Here is a 19386-nt window from a genome sequence, read left to right as displayed (position 1 = left end):
GAACGACGGACGATACCCCGCCTTTCACCGGCCGCAAAGGGGTCGGTCAGGCGGAGGCGACGACGGCGAGGAGGGCCTCGCCGTAGGCCTCGCGCTTCTTGGCTCCGATGCCGGTGATCCCGTCGAGGTCGGAGAGGGAGGCCGGGCGCGCGGACGCGACAGCGCGCAGCGTGGCGTCGCCGAAGACGATGTACGCGGGGACGCCCTGCTCGCGGGCCTGGCCGGCGCGCCAGCTGCGGAGCGCCTCGAACAGCGGCTGGTCGGCGGCGGCGAGGTCGGCGGACGCCGTGCTGCGGGATGCGCGCGGCGCGCGCTCGGGACGGTCCGGCTCCCGGCGTAGCACCACCGGGCGCGTGCCGGCAAGCACCTCGGCGCTCGCCGGCGTGATGGTGAGCACGCCGTACTCGCCCTCGGGCTTGAGCATCTCCTTGGCGATCAGCTGGCGGATCACACCGCGCCACTGACTCTCGGACAGATCGTCGCCGATCGCCCACGTCGACAGGCGGTCGTGCCCGTACTGCTCCACGCGCGGCGTGCGCTTGCCGCGGAGGATGTCGATCAGGTGCCCGGCGCCGAAACGCTGGTTGCGCTCGCGCTGCAGGCGCACGACGGTCGAGAGCAGCTTCTGCGCCGGCACCGTGCCGTCCCAGCTCTCCGGCGGCGTCAGGCAGGTGTCGCAGTTGCCGCACGGGCCGGACGGTTGCCCGAAGTAGCCGAGAAGGTCGATGCGGCGGCACTGGACGGTCTCGCAGAGGGCGAGCATTGCATCCAGGTGCTGCGTCATCCTCCTCCGGTGCGCGAGGTCGCCCGGGGAGTCGTCGATCATGCGGCGCTGCTGCACGACGTCTTGCAGGCCGTAGGCGAGCCACGCCGTCGAGGGGAGGCCGTCGCGCCCGGCACGACCGGTCTCCTGGTAGTAGCCCTCGACCGACTTGGGCAGGTCGATGTGGGCGACGAACCTCACATCCGGCTTGTCGATCCCCATGCCGAAGGCGATGGTGGCGACGACGATCACGCCCTCTTCGCGCAAGAACCGCGATTGCGTCTGCGCGCGACGGGACGCCTCGAGCCCGGCGTGATACGGCAGCGCCGTGAGCCCGTGCGACGACAGGAACTCCGCCGTCTTCTCGACGGACGCCCGCGACAGGGCGTAGACGATGCCCGCGTCGCCGGGGTGCTCGCTGGTGATGAAGTCGAGCAGCTGCTTGCGTGGCTCGACCTTCGGCACGATGCGGTACTGGATGTTGGGCCGGTCGAAGTCGGAGACGAAGTGCTCAGCGCCCTCCAGCTTCAGGCGGGACGTGAGCTCTTTGTGCGTCGCCTCCGTCGCCGTCGCGGTCAGGGCGATGCGCGGGACGTCCGGCCAGCGGTCGGCGAGCTCGGAGAGCGCGAGGTAGTCCGGGCGGAAGTCGTGCCCCCACTGGGACACGCAGTGAGCCTCGTCGATGGCGAACAGCGCGATGCTGCCGCGCTCGAGGAACCGCTTCGTCGACTCCGACGACAGCCGCTCCGGCGCGACGTACAGCACGTCGAGCTCGCCCGACAGGTACGCGCGCTCGACCGCGGATCGCGCCGCAGCATCCTGCGTCGAGTTGAGAAAGGCCGCGCGCACGCCGACCGCGGTGAGCGCATCCACCTGGTCCTGCATCAGGGCGATGAGCGGGGAGACGACCACGCCGGTGCCCTCGCGCAGCAGCGACGGGATCTGATAGCAGAGGCTCTTGCCGCCACCGGTCGGCATCAGGACGACGGCGTCGCCGCCCGCGGCCACGCGCTCGATGATCGCCTGCTGCTGCCCGCGGAACTCCTCGTACCCGAACACCGTGCGCAAGGCCTCGCCGGCGGACGCGAACCGCGGCGGCGTCGAGCGGACGACGGGTGCGGTGCGCACAGCAACACCCGAGGCGGCGCCACCCCCGGCAGGCTCCTCCCCCGGCCACGGTGCACCCGTGTACGGGTCGCCGAACTCGGGCATCGGCGGCTCCTCGTCGAGGGGAGGGGCATCCCTGTCGTCGGGGATCCAGCCGTCGGTGAAGCTCATCCCTCGATCGTATCCGGGGCCGCCGACGATCGGCCGGGCTGTGCCGATCTGTGGAGAACTTCCGCATCCACGGGCCGGCCTCCGGTACCATCGCGGACATGCGGCGGCTCATCGTGACCGAGTTCATGACGCTCGACGGAGTGGTCGAGGCTCCCGGCGGCGAGCCCACCCACCGCCATTCGGGATGGACGATCCCGTTCAGCTCCGACGACCTCCGCGCGTTCAAGCTGCAGGAGGTGCTGGAGGCCGAATCCCTGCTCCTCGGCCGGCGCACGTACGAGCAGTTCGCGGAGGCGTGGCCCCCGCGCGACGGCGAGTTCGCCGACAAGATGAACGGCATGCCCAAAGCCGTCGCCACCTCGCGGCCGGCCGAGCTGGCCTGGAACGCGACCGCCCTCGAGGCGCCCGTCCGCGCATCCGTCCAGTCGCTGAAGGACGGCGACGGCGGCCCTCTGCTCGTCGCCGGCAGCGCATCCCTCGTCCGCTCCCTGCTCGTCTGGGGGCTCGTCGACGAGCTGCGGCTGCTCGTCTATCCGGTGATGGTGGGCGGCGGCATCCGGATCTTCCCCGACGACCGCGAGAAGTGGACGTTCGAGCTCACCGAGCTGCGTCGGTTCGAGTCCGGGGCGGTCCTCCACACGTACCGGCTGGCCGGGAGCTGATGCCGGCCGCAGTCCTCGGGCTGCTGAGCGCTGTCGTCTACGGTTCCGCCGACTTCCTCGGCGGCGTGGCCGCCCGGCGCATCGGCCCGGTGCGCACGACCGCCGTCGGCGCCGTCAGCGGCCTCCTGCTGCTCCTGCTCGCCCTGCCGTTCGTCGGCGGGGAGTGGTCGGCGGCCGCTCTCGGCTGGGGCGCCCTGTCCGGATTGGCGGGCTCGGTCGCCGTCGGCCTGCTGTATGCGTGCCTCGCGATCGGGCCGATGAGCATCCTGTCGCCCCTGACCGCCCTGATGTCGGCCATCGTGCCGATGGCGTGGGGGCTCCTCGGCGGCGACCGATTCGGGGCCATCGGCTATGTCGCGATCGGGATGGCGCTGGTCGCGGTGGTCCTCGTCGGCTTCGTCCCGGAGAAGGGCGCCGTGAGGCCGACCGCCCGCGCCCTGCTGATGGCGGTCGGGGCCGGCGCGATGATCGGCGTGTTCCTCATCCTGCTCGACCAGACGCCCGAGGATTCGGGGGTCGTGCCGCTGATCGCCAACCGCGCGGTGAACGGAGCCGTGATGTGGACGCTCGTCGGAGTCCTCGTGCTCCGCGCGCGACGCCGCGTGGACGGGCATCCGCCTCACCTCGAACCGCGCGGAACCGGCATCGCCGCGGCGGGAGGCGCGCTCGATGTCTCGGCCAACGTCCTCATCCTGCTCGGTCTGAGGCTCGGCGACCTGACCACCATGTCAGTGCTGGTGGCGCTCTACCCGGCGGGCACCATCCTGCTGGCCGCCATCGTGCTGCGCGAGCGGGTCGCGCCCGTCCAGTGGGTGGGCCTCGTGCTGGCCGTCGCCGCCGCAGCGCTCCTCTCCCTCACCTGACCCGCCCCTCGACCAGGGCCCGAGGTGCACGTCGTTGCGGCCGCGGCCGGCGTGTCGCGCGCATCTACGTGCACCTCGCGGGAGGTCAGGACGCGGGAGGCGTGGGCGGCGTGACCTGCGCGGCGCGTTCGAGGGCGGGGAGGGCGGCGCGGATGGCGTCCACCTGCTCGGGCGTGAGTTCGGCGAGGATGTCGGCAGCGGCGCGGGCGCGGTCCGACCGCGCTTCGAGCAGCAGCGCCGTTCCCGCGTCGGTGCCGGAGACGAACAGGGAGCGGCGGTCCTGCGGGTCGGGCGTGCGCTCCACCAGGCCGCGCGCTTCGAGCTCCGCGACGATGCGCGTGATCGTGGGCGCCGCCGCCACCTCGATGGCGGCGAGCTCGCTCGGGCGCAGCGGTCCGTTGCGGACGATGGTCGACAGGGCGGAGAGCTGCCCGTGGCTGAGCCCTCCGGTGGATGAGCGGATGCGGCGATTCAGCCGCCCAGCGGCCAGGGCCAGGCGGCCGGGGACATCGTCGTCGCGTCCGGCCGTCGGCCGCTCGTCAGCTTCATGCGCGGTGGGCACCGACTTCCTCGCCTTCCTCGGTGGCCTGCCGCTGGGGTGCGACGGCCTCCTCATGAACATACTTGGCTCCGCCCAGGAACGAGGCGACGGCGCCGATGACGCTCATGACGGCGGCAGCGATGAAGACGACCACCAGACCATCGTGGAAGGGTCCGGAGATCAACTGCGGGAAGAACTCCTTGCCCGTCAGGGTGGCGCCGTCGACGTGCGGCGCGGTGAGTATCCCGGTCGGACCGAGCAGGCTCTGGATGGGGTTGTAGCCGAGGAAGGCGGCGAACAGACTGCCTACGGGCGGGGTGTTTCCGACCTGCGCCGCGATGTGCGAGGGAACGCCGTGCGAGGTCAGCCCGTTGGTGAGGGCCGACGGCAGCGCGACCGACAGCCCCGCGATCATCAGCGAGAAGAAGATGCCGATCGACAGCGAGCTTCCGGCATTGAGCGCGACTCCGGCCATCCCGGATGCGGCGCCGCGTTCGTTCGCCGGCACGCTGTTCATGATCGCCGTGCGGTTGGGGGACGAGAACAGGCCGGAGCCGATGCCGTTGAGACCGGTGAGCACCGCGAACTGCCAGTACTCGAAGTTCACGGGGATGAGCAGCAGACCGACGAAGGTCGCCGCCACCAGCAGCAGGCCGACCGTCGCGAAGGCGCGCGACCCGAACCGGTCGGAGAGCGCACCGGAGATCGGTCCGGCGATGAGGAAGCCGATCGTGATCGGGAGCATGTAGATGCCCGCCCAGAGCGGCGTCGACTCGTAGCTGTAGCCGTGCAGCGGAAGCCAGATGCCCTGCAGCCAGATGATCAGCATGAACTGCAGCCCGCCGCGACCGATGGCGGCGAGGAACCCGGCGAAGATGCCCGAAGAGAACGCCCGGATGCGGAACAGCCGCATGTCGAACATCGGCGCGGGCACCTTGAGCTCGACGACGACGAACAGCGCGAGCAGCACGATGCCGCCGATGATCGATCCGAGCACCCACGGGTTGCCCCATCCCTGGCTGGAGTCGCCGTAGGGCTGGATGCCGTAGGTGATGCCGGTGAGGAGGGCGATGAGCCCGATGCCGAAGGTGGCGTTGCCGAGCCAGTCGATGCGGCCGGGGTTCTTCTGTCCGACCTCGTGCAGCGACTTGATGGACCAGATGGTGCCGATCACGCCGAACGGCACCGAGACGAAGAAGACCGCACGCCAGTCGATCTCGGCGAGCACGCCGCCGAGGATGAGGCCGATGAAGCTTCCGGCGATGGCCGCGACCTGGTTGAGGCCGAGGGCGAAGCCGCGTTTGTTGGCCGGGAAGGCGTCGGTGAGGATCGCGGTCGAGTTGGCGAACAGCATCGCGCCGCCGACGCCCTGGACGAACCGCCAGACGATCAGCCACATCGCGCCAGGGCCCCCGCTGAACGGGTCGAGGCACAGTGCGATGGCGGCGAGCGTGAAGATCACGAACCCGAGGTTGTAGATGCGCACGCGCCCGAACTGGTCGCCCATCCGCCCGAACATGACGACGAGCACGGCGGTGACGAGCATGTAGCCCATCAGCATCCACAGCAGGTAGGAGACGTTGCCCGGCTCCAGCGGGTTGAGCTTGACGCCGGTGAAGATGGCGGGCAGCGAGATGATGACGATCGACGAGTTGATCGTCGCCATGAGCATGCCGAGGGTGGTGTTCGAGAGTGCCACCCAGCGGTAGTGCGGGTGGTCTTTGGTGAAGATGCCGGTGCGGGCCACGGGTGTCCTTGTCAGAGTGCGCGCGAGTACGTGGGAGTTCGGTTGTTTATATGCGTCAACTATATAACTGGCGTCTCGCGGGCGTGCCGTTCGCTTGGGCGTCGACAGTTCGCGAATTAGTCAGGACAGCACCAACTTGAGTCGGCACTCAACCCGTCCCATGGAGATTTCCGCGTCGGTTGACATTCCCGTCATCGACCCCGAGCGACTGCAGAGACATTGCCCTGCGAACTGAGATCTCGAGCATCGGTGGAGAGGCACAGCATGGTCCGAACTGGAGCGCTTGAGGTACCACCACCGGGCATATTTGCGGACGGGTCTTACGGGAATCGCCCTGCTCTTCGAAGTACGCGATCCGGCGCGTTAGGGTGAGGCCGGCGCGGGTGTCCCGTTTGTCGACCCGCCAACGGACAGTGGCCGGGGAGCACACTCGTATTCTGAACGGATGCGTCTTCGCACTGTTGCAACGGTCCTCGGAGGGCTGGTCTGCGTCGCTCTCGTCTTCGGAGAAGCCACACATTGGCGAGCAAGCCGAAGGAGGCTCGGCAACGGCAAAAGTGAGGGACGCGCGGAGGCCATCGTCGTTCTCGGCTATAAGAACGCCGGCACTCGCGCCAACTACATGAACCGGTACAGGGTGCGCGCCGGGCTCCGTTCAATGGACCCAGAGGCCCAGGCGAGCACACTGGTCCTGTGTGGCGGGCCAGTCGGCGGCCAGACCCCCGAGGCAGTACTCATGGAGAGCTACGCGAGAGATGCTCTCGGATACGCCGGCGCGATCCGTCTCGATGTCACCAGTCGGTCGACCTGGGAGAACATCCAAAATGCAATTCCTCTGATCGAGGACGCCGAATCGATCAAAGTCGTCTCGAACTCCTTGCATGCCGAGAAGGGTCGCGCCTACCTGTGGAGGCTCCGCCCTGACCTCGCCGATCGCCTTGCTCCCGGCGACGATTACCGAGTCGGGGAGATCACGTTCGTCAAGCCACTTGCGGCCTTCATCGGCCTGAGAAACCTGATCACGCTTTGCGGCAAATGAGTTGGTAGGGAGGCGGATCAGTTAGCGTGCGCCTCGCGGGTGCAGAAGGGCGAGGACCTTCGCATCGCTGTCGAGGATTTCAACGACCGCGACGGAGCTCGCAGTTTCGCGGTCGCCCTCCGTCGCAGTCACTGATGGGCCAAGGGTCAGGTGCGGGCGGTATCCGTCTCGCCAGTACGCCGGCTCTTCGGGAACGAAACCCGGGAGAGATTCGAGCTTACCCGTAAGTCGTATGTGCACGCTGACCGCCCGTTCCGACTCCACGAGACGGACTCGCACCTCGTGGTTCGGTCCGAACAGCGCCTCTTCACCGAAGCGAACGTTCAGCGGTTCAGCGGCTGGGGCGGCTTCGGTGACAACCTCGATGACCCGGTCAGGGGCCGCGGCAGCGGTGAAGTTCGAGGCGAGGGTGATGTGCGCTGGCCATGCTCGGCGACTGATGGTCGTGCCGATCTCGAGCGGATGGAACAGCGCGACAACGGCATAGCTCCTCATGAGCCGACCCTATGGCAAGCGAAGCGCCCGGATGTGGATCGTTTAGCGGGCGGTAGCGGACAGCGTCGTGGGGTAGGTCGGCTCGATAGTGTGAGCGCATGCTGCGACGAATCTGGGTGTGGGTGCTGCTGGGGGCAGCTGCCGTCTTGGTGCTGGTCGGAGGCGGGATGCTGCTCTTTGCGCCGGCGTCCTTCGGCTGGACTGCTTACGCGCCGCTGTCGGATGAGTCGTTCTCCTTTACGGGGATGTACCCCCTCACCACTGACCGGGCAGTCGGCGCTGGACTCGCAATCGTCGGGCTGCTGCTCCTGGTCGGCGTCCTCGGCTGGGTGTTCGGGCGCCGTTCAGCATTGCGCGACCAGATCGAGATGACTGACTGATGCTGCAGCAGCTGGTGTGGGCATCCTGCGCGACTGCGCCGCCCAGCGGTCAAGAGTGCAACGACACGGTGGCCCTCACCTCGCCGACCCCGCCGTGGTTGCCGCTGGCCATTCTCGGCGCGTTCATCGTGGTCGGCGTCGTTGTCACACTCGTGCGGACTCGATCTCGGCAACGCTCCTGATCAGCCAATGGTGTGCGCAGCTAACCCCGTGTTGACCGTCAGACGGCGGAGTCGTCCGGCTCAGTGAGGTCGATGAAGGTGTCACGCTCAGCAACGGCGTGAGCGACATTCGACGGTGGCGTTTCCGGTCGAACCACTGCCGCGTTGGAGTCCGCCTCGCCGTGCGCGACGATCTCCACCGTGACGGATCCCCAGCGAGACACCGCAGCACCCGCGGCGGGATTCTGTGAGGTGATGTAGAAGAGCCCAGGCCACGCCAGCGCGCCGATGGGCGGTCCGTCCGGGTCCGTGTTCGCGAGCGTCACGCCTGCAGCAGAAGCCACATCGCGACCGACGTGGAACGGCAGCCCAACGACATCCGGTACGGTCACCCGGTCAGCGAAAAGGTCGACCACGAGACAGAGAGTACGCCGACCGCAACACCGCCGATACGTGCGGAAGAGTATCCGTTACGGCGACACGAGGGCAGGCTCTCGTCGTCTGCGACCTTTACCTGGAGGGTCACTAGGCTGTGCGAGTGGCCCATCAGGTGACACGAGCCAGCGTGCCGGTCAGACCAACCGCCTGGTTCTGGTGGGTGCTCGCGCTCACATCAATTGTTGCAACCGTCGGTCTGGCAATGTTGGGTGCTCTGGTGTCCTTCGCAGGAGCGGATCTGAGCCCAACAAGTGGCGCCGGGTCGATCGCGTTCTGGCTTGTCCTCTTCGCCTCTATCGCCTCATTCTGCGTAAGTATTGTGCTCCTTCCGGCCACTAGGCGCCGAGAGGTGCGAGCCGGCTACACGACGGTGCCAACAATGGCACCCCAGGCCGAGTGGCGCGACCACGCGACTGGTCTTGTACTAAGGCAACCGGGTGAGCCAACTCCGACCGGATCGATAGGCGAACTGCGAAGGGCCGCGGAAGGACGCCGCGATGGTTTCGACTGAAGCGATTAGTTCGATTCGGGATCGGCTTACGGGCGTAATCCGAAACATGAGCGGTCTGCTTGGATGGTGCGATGACTGTGCGGTTTCCTCGTGCTGTCGCAGTGCGCTGTGCATCATGTCCCTCAAGTGAGATAGACGGCACCGAACCGGATTTCCTGGCGTCCCCGACACAGTCTCCTAGTATTCAGCTATGAGCGATAAGCCACCTTCGGCACCGCCGATCCCGTCCGGCTGGTATGCCGACGGCAGGGGTCGCGTTCGTTGGTGGGAGGGCACGTCATGGACGAATAAACGCGCGCCGTTGGCGCACACCATCCCGCAGGCACCGAGCAACAGCGTCGGTCTGACCGGGTTCGTCCTCGCGTGTGTTGCGTTTGCCGCAGCCCTTCTCCTCGGAGCGCTCGGCGTGCTCTTCGGCCTCGTCGGCGTGGTTGTCTCCCTCTTCGGAATCGCCGAACGGAATCGCGGAGCGCGGCGGTTCGCCGTCGCAGGCGCGATCATCTCCGCGGCGTCGGTCTGCGTCGGCATTTTCACGTTTTGGTTGGCCTGGACGTCTTGAACCGCAATATCGGATGTGAAGGCTTCGTGGCGTCCAAGCGGCCCGCGTGGTGTAGTGCACGAGCGCATCCTCGGCGCGGCGTCGGCTTAGGCGCTGAGGTCGGGAAGCGGCGTACCGAGTTCGTCCGGGACGCACGCGGTAGCGGCCGGCGGCGCGGTCTTGCAGAGCGGCGTGCGTAGCACGCGCAGTAGCCGATCCGCTGCGGGCCGTGGATCTCCGCAAGCTCCGTAGAGGTTTGCTGCGAGGCTAGCTCGGGGAAAGTCGGGTGCGCCTCGGCCGAATGCACATCAGCACAAAGGCCGCGATCAGGCCTGCTGCATAAATGTCTATCAGTGGCACAGTGTGGCCAGTCAGCGAAAACGCGGTCACCACAAGGGCTACCGCGAAGAGCGCGTAGCCGAGAACCACCCACCTCGGCCACACGTGTCCGGCAAGCGTCGGCACTCCGAAAGCAAGCGGGCCGAGGGCGAAGATAATTGTGAGCACTACGGCAACCACATCGGCGCCTATTTTCTGGTCTGAGGGAAGCACATCCGCGATGACGCTATTGATGAGATACGCGATCCCGGCGACGGCGAGACACGCAAGCGCGGCCCACACCGTCCAGGCGGCACCTCGCGGGCTACTGCGGTCGGTCTTCGAAGTCACGGTCCGGAGCATACGCACTGAGCTTCCAATCTCGACCTAACTTGCCCTGCCAAGTTTGACCACCATCAATATATCTTATTTCAGTTAGAGCTAGTCGAGGTCGGCTTCATCGGCGCTCAGCGGTGCTCTGACATCCTTCATAGCTCCGATGGCCGTTCTTCCGCGCAGCTTATGACGCTCACCGTCTCGCTTCTCCGAGAATCGACGAAGCTGAGTGCCCGGCGCTGGTCGTAGGCACGCCTCACACCATTCAGGGCGGCCACGGCTGCAAATTACTGCGTCCGCGGGCCCGATTCACTTTAGGGATGCGGGGTGATCGTGACCTCCGCGAGAGAGAGCGGGTACGACCAGTCGTTTGCGATTCTGACGTAGCGGTAGTTGCCGTTCAGCTGGACCGCGGTCACGGGTTCCCAGGGGCGGAAGATGTGCACGGTCTTGATGCTCCCCCCGCTGAGGCTTGAGGGGTTGCCGTCGGGGATCGGGTCGTTGGACGCTATCACCCAAAAGTCGGTCGATCTGAGCCAGTGCGAGCCGTCTGTCGGCAGGTGAACCGTCACGGTGTCGATCTGTGTGGTCTGCCCGAAATCGAGCTGCCACCACGGGTAGGCATCGTTGATGGTGCGGGCGACAGAGGTGTTCCCCATGTCGCCGTCGTTGGCCTTGTCGGCTGCCGAGTCGATCGCGTCACGAGTGGATGACTGGGTGGCGGCGCCGAAGACGGCGATGTTGGGGGGATCGGTCGTGTCGGTTCCGGCGGGCCAGACGGGGTTGTTCGGTACCGCCCTCCAGGTCTGGTTGGACGCGCCATTGCACGCGTAGGTTCCGATCGTGTTGTTCTCGGTGTCGGTCGCCCCGAACAGGTCCAGACATTCGCCGGTGTATTGGCTCTGCAGCTTCCAGACTCCCGCCCCCACCGTCGTCGGTCCCCACCGATATGACGAGTCGCTCCCGTCGCATGCGTGATCCAGGACGGCCTGCGCTCCGTTGCCCTTCCACCGCAGACAGGTGCCGGTGTCTGCGTTTCGGATGAGGCCTCCCCCGGTGTTTCCGACCTGCTCGTACTGGAATCGCGCGGTGTTCGATCCGGCATCCTTCTTCAGAACCGTCCGGATCCGCTGGTCGGCATCGCCGGTCGCGGCCGGCGTTGTCGAAAGCACGCCGCCGGCGGAGGACACCGGCGCCAGCGATACCGGCCCGCTGGTCAGCGACTCGGGAGAGCTCCAGACCATGTTGGACGCCGTCGAGCAGGGATACAGCATCAGCCGGGAGCCGTCACCGGTTGCTGCGCCTCGAACGTTCAGGCAGGTTCCCGAACCCTGATTGCGCAGCGTGCCGTCAGCGGCGACCGTCCAGATCATGGCCGACGTTCGCTCGCACGCGGCAGTGCCGACCGACTCCCCCGACCCGGACAGGCACATCGCCGGATCCTCCCCTTCGGGTTGCGCCTGCTCCTCGTCCTCGAAGTCGGCCGTCGTGTTGAAGGCGCTGATCCGATACCCGTTCTCCACAGGGTCGAACCGCCACTTCTGCGCGGCAGCACCGGCGCAGCTGGAGATCGTCACGTCCGTCCCGGGTATGTACGGACCGCCCTGAGCTGTCAGGCATCGACCCGAGCCTGCACCGATGACCGCGCGCCCGTGGTATCGGCATCCGGGAGTGACCGCTTTGTCCGTGGGGTCGTCATCTTCACGATCTGGAGATCGGATCGGTAGTCCGAACAGGGCATCGAATCGCCCCAGTTGCGACGGAACAGGTTCTGTCCCAGCATGATCCCCAGGCAGGTTCTCGTCCCCTTGCCGAGCAGCTTCATGCCGTTCGCACCCTGCCACACGGCCCAGCGGGCGCCGTCGCCGGAGCACCACCCCATGTGCGGCTGGTCGGCGCCCGCGTTCCTGGTGAGGCATAACCCCGACGCGGAGTTGACCAGCCAGCCCCACCCGTCGTTCGCATTGTCCTTCACGTAGGTCCAATCCCAGTAGCCGTCAGGCAACCCGGTGGTGAAGGTCACCCCGTTGGCCCATCCGGACCACCGGGCAGTGGACGACTCAAGATGCCAGCTGGGGTCCCTGTTGAAGGTGATCCGCGACCCGGCCGGAAAGCCGGGCGTCGCGTTGGGCCGCCACAGCGCCAGCACACCAGCCACGTCGTCTATGTAGGGCGCTTTGTTGTCTCCACAGATCGAGCCCTCACTGGACGTCGGCTCCATCACCGTTCCACACGCAAGCTGATCGGTGTTGTGGTTCAGGCCGAGGATGTGCCCGATCTCATGGGTGAAGATGTGCTGCCGCAGCGTCTCCGAATACGAACCCATGTAGTTCGTGGCGATGCTGATATTCCCACCAGCAGGCTGACCGGAGTGGAAGTCGCAGTACGTCGCTGCGACCGCTTGCGCCCGGGGTTGACCCGGAATGTTCGGCATCGAGGCCACACCGACCACCCGCGCTCCCGCCGGGGTGGGGTCCGCCAGATCGCCGAACGTGATGGTCACCCCCGTGACGTACCGCCAGGCGGACCACGCCTCTGCAGCCTTCCTCAGCGACGCCCGATAGGTAGCCGGCACCGTGGGCGGATACTTGATGTACAACGTCGCCGTCGTGGGATACGTGCGGCACGCATACCCGGAGCGAGCCCACGCCGCGGCCGGTTCCGCGCCTCCTCCGACAGGTACGAGCACTACCGCCGCTGCCACCGCCGCCGTCAACACGCCGATCAACCGGCGCCATTTCCACCCTCGCACCACAACCACGTCCCTCGTTCGCCCATGAACGCGTCAACCCGTCTCTCACCCGGCAGCACCGGAAGAGACCGTCGACGACCGCGACGAGCACATGCACTCGTCACTGACTACGACGTGAGCTCACGAGCAGAATGACGACGGAGTGCATATATGCGCCGAACCACGACGACTGAGGTCGGGGGTGGAGTTTGCGTGCCACGGCGATCGTGGGCAGCTTCGCGCTGCTGGTTCTCGATCGGTTACACATCCTGTGAAGGGTGGGTGGCCGGTCTCTTTGAGGCCGGCCACCGTGCAGCGTTCCGCCTCGCCGTACCGGTCACGACACCGGGACTCAGGGTCGATCCGCGTCCTCGTCATACCCTGTGCGGATGAATGCTCCTCTGCCGGACACCGCCAATCTGCCTCGGTTCCTCGACCATCTGCAGGCCAGAGACACGGATGCAGCGCTGCTCGCTCGCCAACTGCTGGACGCGGGCGCCGCGGTCATCGTGTTCTGGGGGCCCCAGCAGATGGACGTGTGGGAGCTCCGGGTGCAGGTGGGCGACACGATGGTCCGGTTCGGGGTGGAACGCGGGTACTCCGACGGGGTGCTGGTAGCGCCCGCGGGCTACTCTTCCGACTGGTCGCGGCTCGTGCCGCTGCGTCTCGCTGTGATCGCCTGGGCGCGCGCGAACAATGTCCCGCTCCCACTCGACGATCCCGACGAGTTCGATCCAGGGCTCACGGTGCATGGGCGGGCCGTACTGGATTGGGTTGACGGGGGTCACTTCCCGCAGGTAGAGCGCGTGCGCCTCGCCTGGGCGGAGTACCGTCGACAACTCAGAGAACTTCGAAGCGGGACCCTTGGGCGGCCCGATGAGTCCGAGCTGCGCGCGGTCAGGGCGGCCGGTGTAGCAGCTATCGAAGCCGCCGCCGCTCCGTTGGCAGGAACAGAACGCTGAGCTCAGCCCGGCGCTGATCCGCTGCTCTTGCGGCTACGCCAGCGGTCTGGGTCCAACGCACAGACGGACATTTGCTACTTCCAGCTCCAGTCCGAGGTCCGTGTTCAATACCGATGTGACCTTTCCGTTCCTCAGCGCGTCGAGCGAGGGTCCGAAGCGCTCGTCGCGGGCCGTGAGCACGTCCGTGGGCCTGACGATCGCCAGGGTGCAGACCAGGTCTAGGCAGATCTGCGATGCGTCGTTCATCAGCCTGAGCGTCAAGGTCCCGTGCTCGCATATCGCCCAGTCGATTACTCGGCTGCCACGGATGACGCGTGAGATCTCGTGACGTCCACCTCTCCCCTGAACCACGGCGGTCCTGTCACGGCGGCGCTGCCAGCTAAGCAGCGCCGCGCGACCCGTTACCGCGGCGGCCAGAGCGGTGAGGGCGAGTGCGAGCATCTGTTCAGCGTTCATGGTTCGCCTCCCGACCTGCACCCGTGCCCGTATTGCGCCCTACCGTAGACGGCGCGACCAGCTGCGAGACAGACAGATATCGTGCCGCATACTCGGAGGATTGTCTGTCGGCCGAGTGTGTCAGCGCGGTGGCGCTAGGAGGGCGACGAGTTCTTCGATGCTGCGCCCGACCGCAAGTCGGAAGTAGTCGACTGCGCGCTCTCCGGTGAGTTGGGCCACTTGCTCAGGTGTGGTTGTGGTCCAGCGCCGCGTACCGGGCGGGCTGCTCATCGGCTCCAGGTCGGGGGCGGGGTTCTGCGTGTATGCGGGCAGGTGCGGGAGCCCCCGTGTTGCGCGTGCCTCGCCGGCGACCGCGGCGACCAGCCAACGCTCGGCGAAAGCTGCTGGGCGTATTGCCGCGCCGAATCCCTCATCAGCGGGAGTGCGGATGATCGTCATCGAGTCGACCCGCTGGACGGTCCATCGTCGGTCATCGAGGTCGAATCGGAACAGGCCATCGTTGTGCAAGTCGATCTCGGCGCCGAGTTCAGCCAGGGCCCTCACGCATGGTTCAGAGAGCAGGCGCTCAGGAATTTCCTGTTCGCGGCGGCGCTGCTCGCGCTCGCACGCGGCTTCCGCCAACGGGCGATATTCCTCCTCGAGTCGGCGCCGGTGCGGCGGGGCGCCATCACGGAGACGTTGAAACAACCATTCCGGGTCGATTCCGCCGAAGTAGTGGAAGTACACCTGGTACGACCTCTGCCCCATTGGAGCGTCCCGGACCAGGAGGCACAAGCCGTGTTGCCGGGACCAGATCGCGGTGGTGCGGCCGTCGACGTCGACGACCCACGGAGCGCCTCCATGGATCCACGCGCACTGTTGAGCCTTCTCCAGCACGACGCTGAGCGGGACGCGCCGAGGGATGTCGAATACCCGCTGGTGGGATTCCATGTCGTCGCCCATGTTGAAGCTGTCCCGGTCGACGTGCACGGTCACCGCGTGTCCGAATCCAAACCAGAAACGCTTCCGGCGGTTCGCCCACACAGATCGGTCGTGTTCAGTCTTCATACGCGTCGCCAATGTCGTAGTGGTCGTAGGTGGCCTTGTCGACGGTGATGGTGTTCGCCTGCCGGCCGGAGAGGATGTCGAGCTGCCAGCTGGCCGGAACGGTCGAGCACTCGCTTCCCCGGCAGTCGGTCGACGCCGGCGTGTGGTGCTTGCCAGTGACCGTTGTGTTCGGGTAGCCGGAATCGTAGGCAAGCGAGAGCTGGAAGAACAGGATGCCGCCGATGATTGATGCCGCCACAAGGGCCGCGATTCGCCACCGGCGTCGACGCCCCAGAGCGCGCCCGAAGGCGGGCACGTCGTGGTTCATGCTGCCCCTCCCCTGGGTTGGTCGTCGAGCATCGTCCTCTTTTAGAGACGCTCTCACCGGGGCGAGCATGACGAACCTCCTGCGCCCCGGCGCGCGGTTCCACGTCGTTCTCCCCTGCACGGAGTGCGGGATCAGGCTGGTGACGTGGTCCGGGTTGATCCACCGCGAGGAGGGCAATGGCGTCCGCGCGGCCGCGGCGTGACGGGTCAGCGCGTCGTGGATCCGTGCAACCAGAGCCTTCACGGGCTTCCGGCGTCCGGGGACCAAGTCCTCCGCCAGCGCGTCGATACGCGCAATGTCCGCGTCACCCGAGCGAGAGCACGAGCGCCGTCACTCCTTCGCGCCCGTCTGGTTGAACAGGTAGTACACGCTCAACGCAGCGAACCCGACGAGCATGGCCGGCGCGTAGACGATGCCGATCACGGTCAGCAGCGGGTAGAACAGCGTCCCCGCGCCGAACCGGAGGAGTGCGCTCCGCCGCGTCCCCGCATCCATCGATCCGGTCCGGACGAGGACGAGCGTGATGCGCCCGTAGACGAGGGTGAAGGCGATCGCGAAGCCGGTCGCGACCCCGCCGTACAGCACGGCGGCGACCCGGGTGTCCGCGGCGCTGCCCTCGGCGATGGCGCCCGCGAGCGTCGCGGTGGTGAAGGGGACGGCCGACACGAACATCAGGAGGATGAGGTTCCAGAACAGCAGCACGCGGTCGACCGTGGTCGCGAGACGGAAGATCGAATGGTGGTTGACCCAGATCACGCCGATGACGAAGAAGCTCACGACGTAGGCGGCGAACGACGGCCCGGACGCGAGGACCTGATCCAGGAGACTCTCGCCGTTGCCCGGCTCGAGGTGAAGGTCCAGGACCAGGAGGGTGATGGCCACCGCGAGGACCCCGTCGGTGAACGCTTCCAGTCGCACCTTGGTCATCGCTGCCTCCTGGTCGTCGCCGTTCGAGGTGGGCATACCTTAGCCGGGCGGACACGGTCCGTTCAACGACGACGAGTCCTCCGTTCACCTCCCCGTTCCTCCGCATACCGCCGGCTTGGGTAGCTTCCGTCTCTGTGCGACTTCTCAGAACCCGAACCGTGGCGGTCCTCGCCGCCACCGCGACCGCCGGCACGCTGGCGCTCGCCCTTCCCACCGCGGCGCAGGCCGCGGCAACGCCCGACGTGCGGATCACCGAGTGCATGTACAGCCCCGGCACCACCGGCGGCGAGTTCATCGAGCTCACCAACCTCGGCACGACGCCGGTCAGCCTCGCCGGCTGGTCCTTCGACGACGACAGCGAGACGCCCGGCACGGTCCCGCTGGACGGGCTCGGGACGCTGGCGTCCGGCGAATCCGCCATCATCACCGAGTCGGCGGATGCCGCCTTCCGAACCGAATGGTCGCTCGGCGCCGACGTGAAGGTGCTCGCCGGCAACACGACCGGCCTCGGCCGCGCCGACGAGATCAACCTCTTCGACGGCCCGGATGCGGTCGCGAACCTCGTCGACCGGCTCACCTACAACGACCAGGGCACCGGCACGGTCAAGGGCCCGCGCACCCAGGGGAAGTCGGGCGTGCCCACCACGGCCACGGCGCTCGGGGCCAACGATGCCTCGCAGTGGCAGCTCTCCGCCGTCGGCGACGCGGAGGGCTCGTGGACGTCGGTCAGCGGTGACATCGGTTCGCCGGGCAAGAGCCGGTTCGCCCCGGCGCAGCCGGCGTGGAAGAGCATCCACATCAACGAGGTGTCGTCCGACAACACCGCCACCCCGGTCGGGGACGCGATCGAGCTCTTCAATAGCGGGTCGGTGGATGTGGACATCACCGGCTGGCTTCAGATCGACAGCGGGGCCGCGACGGCTGCAACGACCTTCTCGGCCAGCCTCGCCGACGGGACCCCGACGACGGTCGTGCCCGCCCACGGCTACGTGTACTTCTCCTCCACCAAGGGCCTGAGCAGCGGCGGGGACGGCGTCAAGCTCTACCTGCCGGACGGCACCGGAGGCACCGCCGGCACCCTGGTCGACTCCGTCGACTACACGGCAGGCGAAGCCGGCACCGACGAGGGCAACGAGTTCGGAGCGGGCGCCTACGCGCGCTGCCCCGACGGCACGGGATCCTTCGCCTCGGTGGCGACCAAGAGCTTCGGCGCTTCCAACGCCGGCGCGTGCCAGAACGTGCTCACCAACCCCGCCGACGGCGGCAACGGCGGCGGCAACACGCTGACCTGCCAGCCGGAGGCGCCGTCCGGCACGGGCACCCTCCCCGCCGGCGCGGGCACTCCCGTCGCCTGGCCGGGAAGCGCCACCGTCTCGGTCGCCGACTCGCTGTGCGCGTGGGAGACCACGACCGGTCCGGAGGGCCGCGACGTCAGCGGCCTGGTCTTCGACCCGACCAACGCGAACGTGCTGTACAGCGTCAAGAACAAGGGCTGGGTGTTCCGCATGGTGAAGGAGAACGGCCTCTGGGTGGCCGACACCGCCAACGGCTGGGCCGCGGGCAAGCAGATCTTCTTCCCGGGCAGCAGCGACACCGCGACGAACCAGCCGGACTCCGAGGGGGTCACGGTCGGACCGGACGGCGCGCTCTACGTCACGACCGAGCGCAACAACGCCGCCAACACCATCCCGCTCAACTCCATCCTCCGCATCGACCCGACCTCGTCGGCCACGTCACTGGTCGCCACCGACCAGTGGAACCTGACCGCGGAGTTCCCGGAGCTTCACGCCGGGAACAAGACGGAGGCGAACCTGGGCTTCGAGGGCGTGACCTTCGTGCCGGACAGCTACCTGACCGGCAACGGCTTCGTCGACCAGTCGACCGGCACGACGTACAAGCCCGCCGACTACCCGCAGCACGGCGCCGGCCTCTACTTCGCCGCGCTGGAGAACGACGGAAAGCTGTACGCCTACGCGCTCAACAGCGACCACACCTTCCACCGGGTCGCGGTCGTGGACACGAAGATGGGCCACGTGATGGACGTGCAGTTCGACGCCGCCACCCAGCGCATCTGGGCGCTCTGCGACAACACCTGCGGCGTCTCCTCCACCGTGCTGAAGATCGACGGGACGGGAACGATCGTCCCGCAGGTCGTCTACAGCCGCCCCGCCGGTCTGCCGAACGACAACCTGGAGGGCTTCGCTCTCGCCCCGGCGTCGACCTGCACCGGAGGGACTCGCGAGGCCCTGTGGTCGGACGACGGCGTGTACGGCACCGGCCCGGGCAGCCCGACGGAGGGCCACGCCCTCTACAGCGGACGCATCGCGTGCGACCTGCAGCTCGGCGGCCAGGGCGTCTCCGGCTCGGCGACGGACCCGGTGGCGGCGGTCAGCCTGTCCGCCGGTTCGGGCGCCGTCGGCGACCGCATCACGGTCACCGGCACGCACTTCGCGCCGGGCACGCAGGTCACGTTCGTGTTCAACTCCACACCGGTCACCCTCGGCACGGCGACCGCGGCATCCGACGGGACGCTGACCTTCGCCTTCTCGGTGCCGGCAGTCCCGGCGGGTGCGCACACCGTGACCGCGGCGATCGGCGGGACGGTCGTCGCGTCGGCAGCCTTCAGCGTGACGGCCGCCGGCGCAACGGTGTCGGGCGGCGATCCGGCCGCCCTCGCCTCGACGGGCTCCGACGTGAGTCCGGCGGCCGGGGTGATCGCCCTGGCGCTGCTGATCGGCGGCGGTCTGCTCATCCTGCTGCGCCGACGCGCTCGGACGCACACGAGCGGAGAGTGAGCGCAGAGTGATAGCCCCGGGGGCGGGCCGGCCCGGCCGCGCTCTCCCCCGGCGGCTGTCACGACGAGAACCGCGCCCAGGTTGCGCTGCT

At 67.6% G+C, this 19386-nt stretch carries 20 protein-coding genes; 8 read left to right on the top strand and 12 right to left on the bottom strand.

Annotation, left to right across the window (positions count from 1 at the left end; translation table 11 throughout):
* Window positions 1-46 precede the first annotated feature (46 nt).
* Window positions 47-2041 carry a DNA helicase RecQ gene (recQ, locus tag BLR91_RS01655; RefSeq protein ID WP_089877786.1) on the bottom strand — a complete coding sequence of 665 codons (1995 nt, stop codon included), beginning with the start codon at window positions 2039-2041 and terminating at the stop codon, window positions 47-49.
* A gap of 98 nt (window positions 2042-2139) precedes the next feature.
* Here recQ and BLR91_RS01650 point away from each other — a divergent pair, with 98 nt between their 5' ends.
* On the top strand, window positions 2140-2703 hold the full coding sequence (locus BLR91_RS01650) for a dihydrofolate reductase family protein (protein ID WP_231918789.1): 564 nt from the start codon (window positions 2140-2142) through the stop codon (window positions 2701-2703).
* Complete coding sequence (locus tag BLR91_RS01645; RefSeq protein WP_089877793.1) at window positions 2703-3566, top strand: EamA family transporter; 864 nt, start codon at window positions 2703-2705, stop codon at window positions 3564-3566. Before BLR91_RS01650 ends, BLR91_RS01645 begins: the two co-directional genes overlap by 1 nt.
* Window positions 3567-3651: 85 nt before the next feature.
* On the opposite strand, the gene BLR91_RS01640 is transcribed toward BLR91_RS01645, so the two are convergent.
* Both BLR91_RS01640 and BLR91_RS01635 read right to left on the bottom strand, forming a co-directional pair.
* On the bottom strand, window positions 3652-4128 hold the full coding sequence (locus BLR91_RS01640; protein WP_089877797.1) for a MarR family winged helix-turn-helix transcriptional regulator: 477 nt from the start codon (window positions 4126-4128) through the stop codon (window positions 3652-3654).
* Window positions 4112-5854 (bottom strand): MFS transporter, encoded by a 1743-nt coding sequence (locus BLR91_RS01635; RefSeq protein WP_089877800.1) that lies wholly within the window; start codon window positions 5852-5854, stop codon window positions 4112-4114. The genes BLR91_RS01640 and BLR91_RS01635 overlap by 17 nt, the downstream gene beginning before the upstream one ends.
* 445 nt (window positions 5855-6299) lie before the next feature.
* On the opposite strand from BLR91_RS01635, the gene BLR91_RS01630 reads away from it, so the two are divergent.
* Window positions 6300-6893 carry a YdcF family protein gene (locus BLR91_RS01630; protein WP_089877803.1) on the top strand — a complete coding sequence of 198 codons (594 nt, stop codon included), beginning with the start codon at window positions 6300-6302 and terminating at the stop codon, window positions 6891-6893.
* A gap of 21 nt (window positions 6894-6914) precedes the next feature.
* Here BLR91_RS01630 and BLR91_RS01625 read toward each other — a convergent pair whose 3' ends face one another.
* Window positions 6915-7388: a 2'-5' RNA ligase family protein gene (locus tag BLR91_RS01625; RefSeq protein ID WP_089877806.1), complete on the bottom strand. Its 474-nt coding sequence runs from the start codon at window positions 7386-7388 to the stop codon at window positions 6915-6917.
* A 98-nt stretch (window positions 7389-7486) separates the two neighbouring features.
* Here BLR91_RS01625 and BLR91_RS01620 point away from each other — a divergent pair, with 98 nt between their 5' ends.
* Both BLR91_RS01620 and BLR91_RS01615 read left to right on the top strand, forming a co-directional pair.
* On the top strand, window positions 7487-7768 hold the full coding sequence (locus BLR91_RS01620; RefSeq protein WP_089877811.1) for a hypothetical protein: 282 nt from the start codon (window positions 7487-7489) through the stop codon (window positions 7766-7768).
* Window positions 7768-7950, top strand: coding sequence for a hypothetical protein (locus BLR91_RS01615; protein ID WP_018192220.1), 183 nt, complete (start codon window positions 7768-7770; stop codon window positions 7948-7950). Before BLR91_RS01620 ends, BLR91_RS01615 begins: the two co-directional genes overlap by 1 nt.
* Window positions 7951-7988: 38 nt before the next feature.
* On the opposite strand, the gene BLR91_RS01610 is transcribed toward BLR91_RS01615, so the two are convergent.
* Window positions 7989-8345, bottom strand: coding sequence for a PASTA domain-containing protein (locus BLR91_RS01610; protein ID WP_133638912.1), 357 nt, complete (start codon window positions 8343-8345; stop codon window positions 7989-7991).
* 723 nt (window positions 8346-9068) lie between these two features.
* On the opposite strand from BLR91_RS01610, the gene BLR91_RS01605 reads away from it, so the two are divergent.
* Window positions 9069-9437 carry a DUF2510 domain-containing protein gene (locus tag BLR91_RS01605; RefSeq protein WP_089877814.1) on the top strand — a complete coding sequence of 123 codons (369 nt, stop codon included), beginning with the start codon at window positions 9069-9071 and terminating at the stop codon, window positions 9435-9437.
* 246 nt (window positions 9438-9683) lie between these two features.
* Here the strand turns inward: BLR91_RS01605 and BLR91_RS01600 are convergent, their stop codons facing one another.
* From BLR91_RS01600 to BLR91_RS20280, 3 genes are all read right to left on the bottom strand, one after another.
* The gene (locus BLR91_RS01600; RefSeq protein WP_231374481.1) at window positions 9684-10085 is read right to left on the bottom strand and encodes a hypothetical protein; all 402 of its coding nucleotides are present in this window, start codon (window positions 10083-10085) and stop codon (window positions 9684-9686) included.
* Window positions 10086-10384: 299 nt separating this feature from the next.
* Window positions 10385-11662, bottom strand: coding sequence for an RICIN domain-containing protein (locus BLR91_RS20285; protein ID WP_231919012.1), 1278 nt, complete (start codon window positions 11660-11662; stop codon window positions 10385-10387).
* A gap of 20 nt (window positions 11663-11682) precedes the next feature.
* Window positions 11683-12573, bottom strand: a complete 891-nt coding sequence (locus BLR91_RS20280) for a M57 family metalloprotease (RefSeq protein ID WP_231918788.1) — start codon at window positions 12571-12573, stop codon at window positions 11683-11685.
* A 617-nt stretch (window positions 12574-13190) separates the two neighbouring features.
* On the opposite strand from BLR91_RS20280, the gene BLR91_RS01590 reads away from it, so the two are divergent.
* The gene (locus tag BLR91_RS01590) at window positions 13191-13763 is read left to right on the top strand and encodes a hypothetical protein (protein WP_089877819.1); all 573 of its coding nucleotides are present in this window, start codon (window positions 13191-13193) and stop codon (window positions 13761-13763) included.
* Between the two features lie 33 nt (window positions 13764-13796).
* On the opposite strand, the gene BLR91_RS19910 is transcribed toward BLR91_RS01590, so the two are convergent.
* From BLR91_RS19910 to BLR91_RS01570, 4 genes are all read right to left on the bottom strand, one after another.
* Complete coding sequence (locus tag BLR91_RS19910) at window positions 13797-14219, bottom strand: hypothetical protein (RefSeq protein ID WP_157694691.1); 423 nt, start codon at window positions 14217-14219, stop codon at window positions 13797-13799.
* Window positions 14220-14339: 120 nt separating this feature from the next.
* Entirely contained in the window at window positions 14340-15266 is a 927-nt protein-coding gene (locus BLR91_RS01580) for a hypothetical protein (protein WP_157694692.1), read from the bottom strand.
* Complete coding sequence (locus BLR91_RS01575) at window positions 15256-15573, bottom strand: hypothetical protein (protein WP_089877830.1); 318 nt, start codon at window positions 15571-15573, stop codon at window positions 15256-15258. Before BLR91_RS01575 ends, BLR91_RS01580 begins: the two co-directional genes overlap by 11 nt.
* 330 nt (window positions 15574-15903) lie before the next feature.
* On the bottom strand, window positions 15904-16500 hold the full coding sequence (locus BLR91_RS01570; RefSeq protein ID WP_231371236.1) for a TMEM175 family protein: 597 nt from the start codon (window positions 16498-16500) through the stop codon (window positions 15904-15906).
* Between the two features lie 158 nt (window positions 16501-16658).
* On the opposite strand from BLR91_RS01570, the gene BLR91_RS01565 reads away from it, so the two are divergent.
* The gene (locus tag BLR91_RS01565) at window positions 16659-19295 is read left to right on the top strand and encodes a lamin tail domain-containing protein (protein WP_089877834.1); all 2637 of its coding nucleotides are present in this window, start codon (window positions 16659-16661) and stop codon (window positions 19293-19295) included.
* Window positions 19296-19386 lie beyond the last annotated feature (91 nt).

The organism is Leifsonia sp. 466MF, from assembly GCF_900100265.1.
In the GTDB taxonomy this organism is placed as follows: Bacteria; Actinomycetota; Actinomycetes; order Actinomycetales; family Microbacteriaceae; genus Leifsonia.
Note: the sequence above shows the minus strand (reverse complement) of the source record. Positions and strands in the feature narration are given on the sequence as shown.